Source organism: Pseudoalteromonas sp. A757, from assembly GCF_004103285.1.
GTDB classification, from domain to species: Bacteria; Pseudomonadota; Gammaproteobacteria; order Enterobacterales; family Alteromonadaceae; genus Pseudoalteromonas; species Pseudoalteromonas galatheae.
The window spans coordinates 1-13748 of sequence record NZ_QNQN01000063.1; the positions used below are offsets into that span (position 1 = coordinate 1).

Annotated in this window: 11 protein-coding genes and 1 pseudogene; 7 read left to right on the forward strand and 5 right to left on the reverse strand. The window is 40.6% G+C overall.

Annotated elements, in window-relative coordinates:
• Positions 1–112: 112 nt before the first annotated feature.
• Entirely contained in the window at positions 113–400 is a 288-nt protein-coding gene (locus DRB05_RS06770) for a hypothetical protein (RefSeq protein ID WP_128726402.1), read from the forward strand.
• A 266-nt stretch (positions 401–666) separates the two neighbouring features.
• Here DRB05_RS06770 and DRB05_RS06775 read toward each other — a convergent pair.
• Positions 667–906, reverse strand: a pseudogene (locus DRB05_RS06775) (site-specific integrase); the annotation flags it as partial.
• Between the two features lie 339 nt (positions 907–1245).
• Between DRB05_RS06775 and DRB05_RS06780 the strand changes: the two are divergent.
• The 5 genes from DRB05_RS06780 (at position 1246) to DRB05_RS06805 (ending at position 6901) form a co-directional block, all read left to right on the forward strand.
• Entirely contained in the window at positions 1246–2526 is a 1281-nt protein-coding gene (locus DRB05_RS06780) for an HNH endonuclease (protein WP_128726260.1), read from the forward strand.
• 117 nt (positions 2527–2643) lie between these two features.
• On the forward strand, positions 2644–3675 hold the full coding sequence (locus DRB05_RS06785; RefSeq protein WP_128726261.1) for a hypothetical protein: 1032 nt from the start codon (positions 2644–2646) through the stop codon (positions 3673–3675).
• 306 nt (positions 3676–3981) lie between these two features.
• Complete coding sequence (locus tag DRB05_RS06795; protein ID WP_240036219.1) at positions 3982–4362, forward strand: transposase; 381 nt, start codon at positions 3982–3984, stop codon at positions 4360–4362.
• A gap of 67 nt (positions 4363–4429) precedes the next feature.
• Positions 4430–5401 (forward strand): transposase, encoded by a 972-nt coding sequence (locus DRB05_RS06800; RefSeq protein WP_128726263.1) that lies wholly within the window; start codon positions 4430–4432, stop codon positions 5399–5401.
• A 363-nt stretch (positions 5402–5764) separates the two neighbouring features.
• Positions 5765–6901, forward strand: coding sequence for an HBL/NHE enterotoxin family protein (locus DRB05_RS06805; protein WP_161568676.1), 1137 nt, complete (start codon positions 5765–5767; stop codon positions 6899–6901).
• A gap of 78 nt (positions 6902–6979) precedes the next feature.
• On the opposite strand, the gene DRB05_RS06810 is transcribed toward DRB05_RS06805, so the two are convergent.
• The 4 genes from DRB05_RS06810 to DRB05_RS06825 all read right to left on the reverse strand — a co-directional run bounded on the left by DRB05_RS06810 (position 6980) and on the right by DRB05_RS06825 (position 12210).
• On the reverse strand, positions 6980–7531 hold the full coding sequence (locus DRB05_RS06810) for a DUF4136 domain-containing protein (protein ID WP_010371911.1): 552 nt from the start codon (positions 7529–7531) through the stop codon (positions 6980–6982).
• A gap of 107 nt (positions 7532–7638) precedes the next feature.
• A complete protein-coding gene (locus DRB05_RS06815) occupies positions 7639–10416 on the reverse strand; it encodes an ATPase (protein ID WP_128726265.1) in 2778 nt (925 codons plus the stop codon).
• The gene (locus DRB05_RS06820; RefSeq protein ID WP_010371906.1) at positions 10413–10961 is read right to left on the reverse strand and encodes a hypothetical protein; all 549 of its coding nucleotides are present in this window, start codon (positions 10959–10961) and stop codon (positions 10413–10415) included. Before DRB05_RS06820 ends, DRB05_RS06815 begins: the two co-directional genes overlap by 4 nt.
• Positions 10962–10965: 4 nt before the next feature.
• Positions 10966–12210: a hypothetical protein gene (locus tag DRB05_RS06825; protein ID WP_128726266.1), complete on the reverse strand. Its 1245-nt coding sequence runs from the start codon at positions 12208–12210 to the stop codon at positions 10966–10968.
• Positions 12211–12366: 156 nt separating this feature from the next.
• Here DRB05_RS06825 and nhaD point away from each other — a divergent pair, with 156 nt between their 5' ends.
• Positions 12367–13614 (forward strand): sodium:proton antiporter NhaD, encoded by a 1248-nt coding sequence (gene nhaD, locus DRB05_RS06830; RefSeq protein WP_128726403.1) that lies wholly within the window; start codon positions 12367–12369, stop codon positions 13612–13614.
• Positions 13615–13748: the final 134 nt, after the last annotated feature.

The following is a 13748-nucleotide window of genomic DNA, read 5'->3' on the forward strand; positions in this document are numbered from 1 at the left end:
TTCTCATCGTAAATTTTCCTATTTTAGTTAATGGAAAATTCTACTTATGAACTGTTTCATTTTTTGGGGGAGTTACAACAAGAGTATTGCAACCCAAATTCAAGGAAAAGTGATGAAATTAAATTTATTGATTATGTTACCGGTAATCTCACTCAGCGCTTGTGTAGTGATGCCAGTTCAAGATACCGCTCACACCAACAAGTGCGAGATTTCATCGGATAGAAAAACCCTAAAGATAGTCGATGTTGCAGACGAAACCAATACGTATTATTCCGTGAGTGGAATTATATTAACGCCGATACTCGTTCCTACTACTGCTATTATTTCGGGAACTTATGTGCTGGCAAATAATGCCTATCGTCTTGGGGAAGAGACGATAAAATGCGAGAGCAAATCTTAAAACCAACTACAGATTTGTATAATTGTTGCGTCGTGTTTTGTATTTGAACATAGCGCAACGCCTCAAAACCACTTGTGCGAGCACCTTGGTTTGCTGTGTTTTTACTTATATAAAGTTTCTAACCTTCAGATATCGCCTTTTTACAACTATCTTCTAATGTATTGAAAAATATAGATTTTTTAATGCTTTTGAGTTGTTTACGTTTAGTTTTTCCCATTCAGAGCGAACGTCCATATATGTCACTTATTTTCTCCTTATTTTCCTCTCAAGTAGGCTAACGCGTTAAGTGCAATTTTTTGTGTGTTGATAGCCACATTTCGTTTGTTGGCAAGGAAGACTAAAAATTGTGTAACCTCTTCCGTTCCCATTGTCTCAGGGTGACGCTTGTGGTAAAAGTTAATGAATCCCTTAATCCAATATAGGTAGGTTTTTTCTGTACTAATGCTGTAACCACGTATACACATTTCTTCCTGAAGACCTTTCAGAAATGGGCTTTTTAGACTCATGATAACTGCTTACCTTATGTGGCTGTGTACATATACAGTGTTATCTGAAGTTCTCGGATATCAAGGAAAATAATGAAAAAAATTTTGCGCGTTTACGTATGAATAAATAAAAAATGTTACTTTTATCAATAGGTTATTTTTTTTGATTTGAGATAATAGGTTTGGGAAACGCGCATGCGCATTTTTCCAGATGGTATATTTAGCAGAATGCTGATAAGTTCTTTGCATACTGATAGTTAACTGTGCGCGTTTTCATTGGTCCAACGAGGTAAACGCGCATGCGCACGAATAAAATGGTATGCCTACTGTGCGGTAGCAAATTGATTACGGAAATCTAATATGGAAAGTTACAATATTTGCTTTATGACAGAAGGTGATGGCTTTGGTATCAACCTTCAGCCAGCTAACGAAGAAACTCGTACTGTATATTTAGAGCTGTTGGCATGCTTTGGCGATATTAAAGACAACACCTTAAAAGTTTCTTCAGAGCAGAAAGTGACAGAAGATTTAAAGCAAAAAGTCTCTGACTTTGTCGTCAAGTATGCAAGCTCTCATCCGATTTTAAACAGACTGAAGAGTAAAATAGAAAATCTATCAACCAATGAATATTTTTTAGTGCTTCCGTCTATACCGACTGACACGTCGGAAAAGTTAAAGCTAGAAACATACATTTCTACTCTAAATGAGTTTGGCAATACAGAGGAGCTCCAGTCAAATTTTGAAGAAAAAATGCGTATTTTGGATGAGTTTTCGGGAGACTTAACATCAAAGTACAACTTGAATATCCCTAGAAATGACAGAAGAACAATTATTGGAAATGCAAAGAAAGAAAGTCGTTGCTGTAGGTTTTGCAATAAAACCTTGAATGAAGGTGCCACCTTCAGAAAGGTGGCTCATGCGATCCCTGAGGGTCTTGGAAACAAAAATATAATTCTTGGTGACGAATGCGACGATTGTAATGAATTCTTTGGAAATGATATCGAACCATCACTGATCGAACATTTAGACATATATCGGGTATTCCTTGGTGTAAAGGGGAAAAGCGGAACTCCTAAAATAAAATACAAAAATGGGCACATGCAAGTTGAAAACAATATGCCCATTGTCGCATCCCAAAATATAGATAGGGTAAGCGACAAAGAGATAAAAGTTCATTTGGATTCTACAAAAAGGTTCACTCCAGCAAAACTTTATAAGGCGCTGTGTAAAATTACACTATCTACAATTGATGAAGAGCATGTAGCGGATCTTAAGCAAACTATAACGTGGATGAAAACCGACGATCAGAAAGAGTTATGCTTACCTAATGTCGCTGTAAATGTTGTTCATATTGGGTTTTCTAAAGTACCTCAAATTGCCAACTACGTTCGCAAAATAGATGACTCCGATATACCGCACGTTGTTTCAGAGTTTAGACTTGGTAGCTTTGTTTATGTATACATAATTCCTTTTAGTGAAAAGGATAATGTTGACTTTTCAAACGATGAAAATTACCAAAAGTTCTGGAATACCTTTAAACACTACAGTTTAGTAAGCGGCTGGCGATTTGACTGTTTAAATAGCATCAATGAAGTGTCAATTAACGAAACTATTCGACTAGTGGAAGCAGAAAAGGCATAACAAATTGCTGCATCTGACCGCCTACACTCCGCTCGCTTTGTGCTGAACGCTACGCTAGCACAAAGCAGCTCTATTCCGGCGACGGCTGAGCAAGGCGTTAGCTTTCAGGAGGTCAAAGTGAGTTTATTTGTTCCAAGGTTTGATAAAGAAAAGCTTCATAAAAATTACTTAGAAGTGCTCAGAGTAGTTCAACAAGTAGATCGAGATGAATTTGAAAATTGGTTCGATGGCTTTCCTGATAGAGATGGAAAGTTAATTGATGAATTTCAAACAACGTTTAATTCAACATTTTGGGAAATCTATTTATACAGATTGTTCAAAAGCCAAAAGGCGGATTTTGATTGGTCTCAACCTGCACCAGACTTTGCTTTTTCCATGAATGGCAAGGATATCATTGTTGAAGCGACGATAGCGTCAAATACTCAAGGCAAAACACCTGAATGGGAGAAAAATCCAGCTTCTCCTTTACCTGATACTTTTCGTTCAATGAACGTCGAGTCGATAATACGTTTAGCTAACGCTGTAACTTCCAAGCGTGCCAAGTATCAGAAAAGTTATAAACATAAGCCTCATGTTGAACGAAAACCTTTTGTACTTGCTATCGCTCCATTTGAACAACCTAACTTTAACCTTCAATATGAAACACCTATGATGGCTCTTCTTTATGACTACTATATTGACGAAGATGCGTATAACCGTAACCCAGGTGCTTACCCAAATGGTCCTCCAGGGGTAAGTTTAGGATCTGTTGAGAAAGACAATGGTTCAAAAATTGAACTTGGCATTTTTGAGGACGCAGGTTTTGAAGAGATAAGTGCGATCATTTTTAGCACTACTGCGACGTGGGGTAAAGTCGAAGCAATGTCTAAAAATCCTGATGTTGAACGTTATATTAGTACAGTCTGGCATGACGAAAAAAAAGCTTTACCTGATCAAATGTCTACTCCAAGTATGTTGTACTCTGAACGTATTCAAGATGGTCTAATGGTTTTTCATAATCCTTACGCTCTTGAACCATTAGACCCTAAGGTGTTTGAAATTCCTGGTGTAATGCAAATTTTCGCCGATAAAGTGAGTAGGAAAATAACACGACAACGTAACGGTGTTGTGCTAATGCATCGGCAAGTTGAAACGTTAATTGAAAGCTAACAAACAATTTAAGAGTGATTCAGCACGCTTGGCATTTTGGGTTTGGGTTGAGTTCAGTGATTACGGTGTTCAAATTGAGTATCGTGGTCGCGTGCTTCATACCTTAATTGGGCGTTGAGGCTGTAGAATTACTCTTTTCAGGTACTGGATTGTTGGTTTTGGATTGACTGTTTCTTAACCTTGAATCGAGTTGGTTACTGTGATCTAATAGCTATTATTCACCCACGGTAATCTGTTATGGCCAACTATAAGCCAGACTTATCCCGCTAAAATAAATTCATTCCAATCAATTTCGCTGAGCAAATTTTGCCGGGAACCTTTGAATATGCGCTTTGTTATATAGTCGAAAATAAGCTTGACTTGTCGGGCTTTGACGCTTGGTATAACAACGACAAAACAGGCGCTGCGGCGTATCCGCCCGCGGTGATGTTAAAGGTTATTTTACTGGGCTATGCACATGGTTTAATCAGTAGTCGGCGAATTGCTAAAGCGTGTGAAACAAACATTTTATTTATGAGTGTGTCGGGTGATATTCAGCCGCATTACACATCAATAGCGGGTTTTGTGGCTAAAATGCACGAACAGATTGAACCGCTATTTACGCAAGTGCTGATGATATGTGATGAAGAAGGCTTGATAGGACGCAACATGTTTGCCATCGCTCAAATCGCTGACACCCACCACTAATTTGCACCTTCCGAATATACCGCCTACGCTTTTAATTCTGCACTCAAAGGATTGAGGAAGCCAAACTATGGCAACTGCCCGTAAAAGACAAATCAGTTTAACCGACACCAAATACTACCACTGTATCTCCCGTTGCGTAAGGCGTGCGTTTCTGTGCGGTGAAGATAAATTTACTGGCAAATCATACGAACACCGCCGGGATTGGGTTGAAGAAAAGCTATTGATGTTGGGGTCTGTGTTTTGTATTAATGTCAGTGCTTATGCCGTGATGAGTAATCACACTCACATTGTTTTATACGTTGATGATACAAAGGCTAAGCGCCTGTCGGATGAAGCGATTGTGATACGGTGGCACAAGTTGTTTAAAGGCAATTGGATAAGCCAAAAATTTACTGAAGGTGAGCCACTCAATGAGTCGGAGCAGTTGATACTCAATGAGCATGTCGCCAAATACAGAGAAAGGCTCGCAGATATTAGCTGGTTTATGCGAGTACTCAACGAAGATATCGCCCGCCGAGCAAATAAAGAAGATAATTGCACAGGTCGGTTTTGGGAAGGACGATTCAAATCCCAAGCACTACTGGATGAAGCTGCACTGGCTGCCTGCCTCGCTTACGTAGACCTAAACCCCATTAGAGCCAAAATTGCCGCAACGCCTGAAACCTCAGACTACACCAGCATCAAAAAACGCATCGACCATGCAAAGCTGGGAAAACAACCAAAAAGCCTACTACGCTTTGCTGGCAGCCCACGAAAACATATGCCAAAAGGCCTGCCTTTTGAACTCAAATCTTATATTGAGTTAGTTGAACTCACAGGCCAGTGCATTCGAGCCGACAAGCGAGGCTATATCTGTGAGTCTCAACCCATTCTTACTCGATTAAATATCGAACCGGAGAACTGGATAAAACTCACTACGCAATTTTCTCGGGCATTCCACGGTGCAGTTGGACGAGAGCGAACAATAACCGCTTACTGCGAAACACTTCAAAAACGACGACGGACAAACCTAACAAACTGCGAGCGCTTGTTGGCTTAGCAAAACTCACATTCTCAACGCTAGAATTTCATACTGCTGTATTTGCAGCGCGTTGTCGTGCGTGATAATCCTGTTTTAGTGTAGAGATATGCTTGAGTGCTAAAAAATAACCTATTGATGAGCGTTTTTGACCAACGTGATGGAAGTATTTTCATACTTTTTTACTTGGCCTCCTCAGATCGGGTGTTAATGATAGTAATGAAAGTGGGTGTCAGCGATTTACCATCGGCGATTTATGCCCCATTTATTTAATGTAATTAACTGTAACTTGGTGTAATGGTCTGTTTGGCGCTGGTTGACTATTATAGATTTTAATTTAACGAGCTAATGAATAACATGCTCTACAACACAAGGAAAATGATTATGAATGATATGACAGACGTAAATCAGTTCATCAGAAAGAGATTCTCTACAAACTTATTTCTAGCATCGAGTGGCACCCCATCAGCGCAAGAATTAGCAGATGCAATAAATGCAAATAACGCTATTTTGAACTATTGCAATGGCATTCTTAATACAAAAATTCCAGTGTTGCCAGACAATCCAGAATGGTATCAAAATTTTCAGAAGTCTTTTGCATCAGCTAAAATACATGCGCTAGATTGGTTTAATGTTGTTGCATATGAACTAAAAGAAATTCCTCAAAGTATTGTTAGTTATGGCTTCATTTTTAAGAGAAAAATGAAAACGATAAATGACGCGTTGGACATACTTGTAGATAACCCTAAGGATAAAGAAGCAAAGGAACAGCTTACAAGGAATATTGAAAACTTGATTGACAGCCTAAACGATTTTGTAGAAATTTCGCAGGGTTTTCATGTGAAGCTACAAAATTTTGAGAAGAATATGGAGTCGGATAACTTAGCCATGAAAGGCGCTATTGTTGAAGCTGAAAAACAGAAAGAGTACGACGAAAAACAGGTTCAATCATTATTAAAAGACATCGAAGAGTTGGAGAAAGAAATAGAAAGTAAAAATCAAATAATAGCAGGTGCTGGAATAGGGGCTGGTGTATCATTTTTCGCAGGTGCTGTGATAGGAATCTTTACATTCGGTTTGGGTATAGCATTCGGTATAATTGGGGCCGTTGCAGGCATTGCAACGATAATTGTTGAACAGGCTCAAATAAAAGTTCTGCAACTGAAAATTAAATCCAAAACAAGTGAGATGGATGATTACAATAGTTCTATTGCTGCACTAAAAATACTGTCACAAAATCTTTCAAAACTAACTGCATTAGCAAAACCCGCTAGCACCCAAATTAAAATGATCGAAGATGTGTGGGATACGTTGATTGATGAGTTAAAGCAGGTTGTTTCAGACTTAAAAAGCGGCCAGTATGATTTGGACCAAAGTAAGTACAAAGAGCTGCGCAATGACTTACAGATGGCAGATGACGATTGGTTGACTGTGAGTGAATCTGCTAAAATATTGGCAGATGTAGAGTACTTTTCAGCAAAACCGAAAGAGGCAGTAATAGAGCTCGCCGACGCAGGTTAGTTTGTATAGTTAAGACTGTTCACCTTCAAAATAATGATGAAGAATTAGGATCAAGCCAAGGCTTGATCCGACTCTCGCTTAGTGTTGTGGCTGTGGTGGGAAGTTAGCCAGCAACTCCGAAATGGTTTTGTTAATTGACGCTGTTCTTTGATCTGGTGATTGGTTGCTACGTAAGCGACCTTCTTTTGCACCGCGCCAAACTAGCTGATTAGATGCTTTGTCTATCATATCGAGTACTAGCGTACCTACTTCATATTCACGTGTTGTGGTCTGTGTTTGCCAGCCAATACCCCAGTAATTCCAACGCGCGCCATACGTGGTGTGAAGCGAGTCAGATTCAATTTTTGTATCAACTGATGCGTGATAGTTAACCAGTAAGTCAGCCGATTGCGGATCGGTGAGGGTGAAACCTTGTTTGCTCATTTCGTTTTGAATTGCACTGCGGATCCGCTTTTCCATTAAGTCATTGACTTGGTATTCACGACCATTATTTTTTAGGTCCGCTTCAGGTGACCAAGCATAGGTTTTGTAGTTAGCGAATTGTACAGACTTATCATAATCCCAATCAGGGGTTTTGGCGCAGGCCGCTAACATCAGCACCAAAGTGGCGATAACAATATTCTTAAACATGTGTCTTTACTCCTTAGTCGGATGTCTGCTCTACCTTAACGTGTTAAGGCGTTAAATGGTAGAGACAAGCACCCTTTAATAATTGTATCTAAGACATTAACTTGAGATTAATGTTCCACTTCTATCCAGTCTTTTTCATCCACCCAGTTTTGGCTACCTTGTGCGACACTGCGGATCGGCACCAAGTAGTCACAGCTGATCTGTGGTTTCACCGATGCAAAAATTGGTACAAACCCAAAGCTTAGTGCGGTTTCGATAATGGCCTTTTGGTTTTGTGGGTCGATATCCGCAGCTTCATCGATGTAAATTGGGATACGATACATTGCTTGCTCTTGATCAGATAATAGATAGCGGATAAATAGCATGCCACATAAAAGCTTGATGGTGATCCGCGTACCGTTTGAGCCGGCCGAGTCAATTTTATCAAAGTGCTCAGTATCACCTGCGCGGTTGACCACTTCAAAGCGAATGTCGAAGAGATCGGTTAACGTCAATCCCGCTTTATCACTTGCAAGTTTGATGATGTGATCTTTCGCCTCATTGACAGACTTTTCTGAGCTAGGCTGCTCGCTCAGTAAGTCTAAACTTTCGCCTTTTTCATATAAATCTGAAGTGCTAATAATGGTATCTATGCTATCGATAAGCATCTTACGAGGGATGACATTGATTTTGAATGCCTGCAAGTTAGAGATACGGTGCTGGCTTATGCCTTTGTTAAAGCTGTTCATCTCTCGGCGTAAGCGGTCTAAGTCTTGACGCAATCCTTTAATAGTTGCGGCCACTTCAGTGAGCGCCACTCGTGCTTGTTTATCGACGGCATCTCGTTCGTTATCTAAGTTATGATACGCGCTGATCAGCTTTTGATACTTAATAGTAACGTCTGACTCGTTTTCAAACTTAGTGATCCCAGCATTGTAGATATGCAAATAGGTATTACGCACATTAACGTCTAAGTTTCTAAGCTCATTACAGTCTTTATTAAACTGGTGGATCACTTCAGAGAGGTTATCAAAATCTAGGTTAATTTCGATTTCGTACGGTGCCAGCTTACCCGAATATAGGTCTAGTGTGTGGTCGATACGTTCTGACTTCACTTGCTTTAGGCGGTCGGCTTGGCGCACCAATAAGTCTTGCTTGCTTTTAATGATAGAGCGGCGGTCTGAAATCGAACCAGCATTACGTTGAATATCATGTAAATATTCGTCAACTTGCTCTCGTTCCATCTCTAGTTGCTCTTTTAGTGCTTGTTGAGCATCGACCGATTGCAACATGGTTTGATATTGCTCAAAGCGCTTCATCGCCGCTTCGGTAGCCATGAGTTCATCATAAAGCGCATCACGTTCTTTTTGCTTTTCAGCGACGTTTGCGGCTACTTCACGCTGCTGTTTTAAGTCGTTAAGCGACTGTTGTAGTGACTCCAGCTGTGCTTGCAATTGGGCTTTGTTCTCACCGCTTTGCATTTGTACTGGACTTAGTTTTTTCAACTTAACGGTAGCACCAGGCACCTTAAGTTCACCGCCTTGAACTGACTTAGATAGCGACTCTAAAAATGCACCAAAGGCAGCTTCGTCAGTGATATCAATTTCACCTTGAGAAGTGGTCGAAAACGATAATAAATCTGGATTCAAGATCCGTGAGATCTCTTCCACTTCTTTTAAAGAAAGATCTTCACGCATACGAGTAAACAGGTTGAACTCAAGGTTCTTGAGTTGCAGTTTTAAACTCTTAATCTGCTTTTGCGTTTCATTGATGCGAAAATCAAGGGTATGGAGACTTTGCCCCTGTGCACTATTAATAGAGAAGGAAAGTTGCTCATATTCCTTTTTCAACAGTGTTAAATTAGTTTTAAGCGTTGCATGATTAGTTAGTTCAAATTCACGCTTTAACGCATGGAAGTCGGTAAACCATTGCTCAATTTGAGTTTGTTTACGCTCAATATCACGAGACTGCTGAACATATAGTTGCTGCTTAGACTCAAATTCACGCTTCTCTGCTTCTATGTCTTCCAGCTGTGTTGCCAACTCTGCAATTTGCTCGTTGTGATAGTTATCATATTCAACCAAAGCTAAATCGAGTTTCGGGGCGTAAGCCGCCAATTTGCCTTTTAATACCGCTTCGTTTTCAAGCATTTTCTCAAGGGCTGAAATTGGCTCCTGCATCGACTCCAGCGCATTCAGCTCACGGCGCGCACGGTTGACCTTATCAAAAGCGCGACGCCAGACTTCATAAAAATCGACTTTCGAGTTCGACATATGACGTTCAAACACTTTGAGCATAAAGCGCTTTACGTCTTGCGCGCCGAGTTTATGCAGATTCAGAATACGACGGAATATTTCTTTGTATACAGGCGCATCTTGGACATTATTCAGTGGGATCATCTTCAGGTTGATATCACCATCAAATGGGGTGGCGCCACCTGTGAGTAGGGCATTAAGCTCTTGTGCTTTTAGCTCTACAGGCTTAAGTTGTTTTTCCTGTAAGTGATTAAATAGCTTAGTGTACTTGATGATACTTTTCCCTTCGGTGTAATCATCAAGATTGAGTTTGCCTTGATAGCAAAAAAACTGATGCGCGTAACCGGCGATTTTACCCAGTCCCGCAACGCCAATGACCACATCGCCGTGGGGGAGGTTGGCTTCAAGCAAAATATAGGATTGATCAGAAGAGAAGTAGAACTTACGCGTTTCTTCTAAATCGTGACCATCCCATTCAGTCAGTCTTAAATCGTTGATAAGTGGAAACTGCAGCGCATTGATCACTGAGCTTTTACCGGTGTTATTCGGAGCGCAGATTGACGCGCTTTTATCCAGAGGAATGACACACTTAGCGTATCCGGCGGTATTTAATAACGCTAGTTTACTTAAGCCGTACAACTGCTCGCTCATAGCTCGTCCTCAATATCATATTGTTCTTCGTTTACTTCCATTAGCGCGTCAATGTAGCGATAAATCGGTGCAAGTAGCATAAAGCCTTGTTCAACCTCACGGGCTAGACCCAATCTCACCATACGTAAAAACACGTCTTTTCTGAGATCTGAGCCCGAAAAAATCTCCAACTGGTCAAAAAGATGCTTATTGAGCTGCACTATGGTTTGCATTAGCTCTAAATCGCAGCTTTCATCAAATAGTACGCGAAGCGGATCTTTACCTTGGTTGGCATAGTGCTCAATCAAAATATAAATGGTTAAGGCAATCGCGCGGGAAATTTTCCCCATATTTGGCGTACTTTCATCGCTTGCCAAATAATAAAAGCCACGGGCATCGTGCTGTAAGTCATGGCCTAAAGCTGAAAATAGCGCTTGATAGCTATCAATTTGCTGATCTAATTCTTGCCAAAGGGTCGTGTCTTGCTCACTGATATGATACCCGCTCACCAGTTTTTTATTGATGGCTTGGAGCTCGTTGAGCATATCTAAGTTAATTGTCGTCATAATGCTAATCTTGTTTTGCTTTGGCACTAAATGGATATAAGGAGAAGGTATGCGATGCGATAGTGATCTTACTCTTTTGTTGCTCTTGGCTAAGTGCCAAGTCAGATTCGTTGATCAGCTTTTGATAAAGAAACAGCATTTCGTCTGCTTCAAGATCAGGGTAGCTATCGCTTAAAAAGCCTAATAGTGCCTGGCGCTTTTTACCGGTTTGTTGAAATCTCGTTTTTACCGAGTTGTAATCTGGAATGTAAGGGCTTTGATAAGCTGGTACATCGTCTTGATCGGGCAGCTGATATTCTTCATGTTCAAACTCAACGAGACTTGCCATATAAGCGACCATGTGACGCTTTTGCCCAAGGTTAAAACGTTGAATGTCAGACACAAATTCTGGTTGAACTGGTGAGAGTAAACGGTCAACGCCGCGCTTTCTAATTTGTCCAAGGACTTTAGAGGCTTGCCGTGTAATGAGTGTATTGCGGCGCAGTTCTTCACGTAACGGCATGAGGAGATCGGCACTGCGGCTTAAGCTTTCTCTACCAATGAGGTGCATATCTAAAATACGTGTTCTGAGCTGCTCCAGCATACGTTTGTCTGCAGCGCCACGGCCTAACTGTTCAATCTCGTCAATTTGCTCACTGACCTGAAGCTCTATTTGATCAAAGCAGCGTTGGAAAGGGCCGTGAATATCGACCATTTCCAGCATAGGTTCGATATATTCGTCAAACGCTTCCAATACCGCTTTATATCTCATGCCAAGAGACAGCGTTGAGGTGTCTGATTTGGCTTGCTCCACGAGGTTCATGATAGCGCTTTCGTTATGCTCGAACAGCTTAACAATTTTACGAACGCGTTCGTCCATAATGCGGCTAAAACGGCGTAGCTCAGAGTAGTCAGCCTCTTCACCGGCTTGTGCGATGCGATTACCTAATCTTTCTAAGTCTTTTACCAGCACCGTGATCTCTTCCGCTAAACCAAGGCTTTCTTCTTGCAAGAGGAAGCTGGCAAAGTCAGCGATTGCACGGTTGATCTCTAACTGTGAGGACTTAGCTAAAGGAATAATAATTTCTTGCTGGAGTAATCGATTGGTTTCTTTATAAATTCGTTCACTCGACCAGCTTGGGTTTTTCTGTTTTAGGATGTTTTGTACATCTTTTAGACTGAAATCAGCGAGCTTAAATCGTTTAAAAAGTAGCTCCAACACATTCCAGTGCTCATTTATCGTATTTAATAATTTTTTAGCTGGGATCATAACTTTCCAAGGTATAGTAGCTAGGCTACATCACAACTTCATCAATTTGTCACAAAATGTTTATCGTACGTAGCATGGGGACTGTGATGGTGCTAGAATCCGCCGCGAAAACGAACCCACCCCTTGTTACATTTAATTACAGGTTGTTTGCGCATTATGGTCACGCCCATTATTCTAACCCTGATCGCCATCGCTTTTATACTCATCGTTATAGAAGATATTATTCACGTAAACAAGGCCAAAACAACGCTTTTTTTTGGCACTTTATGTTGGATTATCGCCTTTATCTCTCCGATTAATGGCCAAAGCCCAGAAATTGTACAAATTGAGCTAGACCACAACATTTTGGAAATCGCAACTTTATGGTTGTTTTTAATGGCTGCAATGACATTTGTTGCCTATTTGAACTCAAAAGGATTCATCCAAAATATTGTTCATCGGATCATGCCAACCCATATTAGCGAACGCAAGCTAATGTTTTTGGTTGGTGCTTTTGCATTCATATTTTCATCCATCTCGGATAATATTACTGCGACGCTTATTTCATTAGCTGTTGTCATGTCTTTGAAACTTGACCCGAAAAAGTTAATAAAATATGCGACGTTAATTATCTTTAGTGTCAATTCGGGCGGCGTATCATTGATCACCGGTGATGTAACCACCTTGATGATATTTTTGGCCGATAAAGTCACGATCCCAGACCTTTTATTGCTGATCATGCCGTCGATGTTGAGTGTATTTGTGTTAGCAGCCATGCTTTCTATTGGTATGAATGAAAAAATTACCTTTGAAAAGGCTGAATTACGCAGAATTGAAAAGACCGATATCACCATTGCGCTCATCTTCTTATCAACCATTTTTGCTACGTTATTCTTAAGCGTGCAATACCATGTACCGCCGATGCTAACTTTCTTATTTGGCTTGTCTTTGATGTTCTTAATGGCGCAATTCTTGATGCGTAAGAAGGACGTCAATAAGAAAATCATCGACTATATCCGTGAAATTGAATACGACACGTTATTGTTCTTTGTGGGTGTGCTGTTATTAGTTGGAGCGTTGAAAGAGGTCGGTGTACTGTCTAAGTTTACCGATTTATACCTGCATCTTGCACCGGAATACGCAAACTACTTGGTCGGTTTAATGAGTGCGGCGGTAGATAACGTGCCTTTGACGGCTGCGCTATTAAAAGCAGACATTACGATGACTCCAGCGCAATGGCTAACCTTTACTTATGCGACTGGCGTTGGTGGCTCTATGCTCATCATTGGTTCTGCAGCGGGGATCATTGCAATGAGTAAGGTTAAAGCCTTAACCTTCTCAAGCTATCTTAAAATGAGTATCTACCTGCTTATCGCTTATACCATTGGATATAGTGGCGCGTATTTCGCGGGTCAGCTTATTTAAGACTAATGGATTTAATTTTTTTACCGCTTTGGGATAAGTTTTTCATAAATAACTTGACACCTAGACGGCTAAAAGATAATTTTCTTACATCGCCCGCATTGATTGCGGGCTTTTATTTTGCTTTTATTCAGATT

Bases quoted from the DNA above. Each gene is read 5' to 3' on its own strand.
- DRB05_RS06770 (WP_128726402.1), top strand. From the start codon at position 113: ATGAAATTAAATTTATTGATTATGTTACCGGTAATCTCACTCAGCGCT.
- DRB05_RS06780 (WP_128726260.1), top strand. From the start codon at position 1,246: ATGGAAAGTTACAATATTTGCTTTATGACAGAAGGTGATGGCTTTGGT.
- DRB05_RS06800 (WP_128726263.1), top strand. From the start codon at position 4,430: ATGGCAACTGCCCGTAAAAGACAAATCAGTTTAACCGACACCAAATAC.
- DRB05_RS06805 (WP_161568676.1), top strand. From the start codon at position 5,765: ATGAATGATATGACAGACGTAAATCAGTTCATCAGAAAGAGATTCTCT.
- DRB05_RS06810 (WP_010371911.1), bottom strand. From the start codon at position 7,531: ATGTTTAAGAATATTGTTATCGCCACTTTGGTGCTGATGTTAGCGGCC.
- DRB05_RS06815 (WP_128726265.1), bottom strand. From the start codon at position 10,416: ATGAGCGAGCAGTTGTACGGCTTAAGTAAACTAGCGTTATTAAATACC.
- DRB05_RS06820 (WP_010371906.1), bottom strand. From the start codon at position 10,961: ATGACGACAATTAACTTAGATATGCTCAACGAGCTCCAAGCCATCAAT.
- DRB05_RS06825 (WP_128726266.1), bottom strand. From the start codon at position 12,210: ATGATCCCAGCTAAAAAATTATTAAATACGATAAATGAGCACTGGAAT.
- nhaD (WP_128726403.1), top strand. From the start codon at position 12,367: ATGGTCACGCCCATTATTCTAACCCTGATCGCCATCGCTTTTATACTC.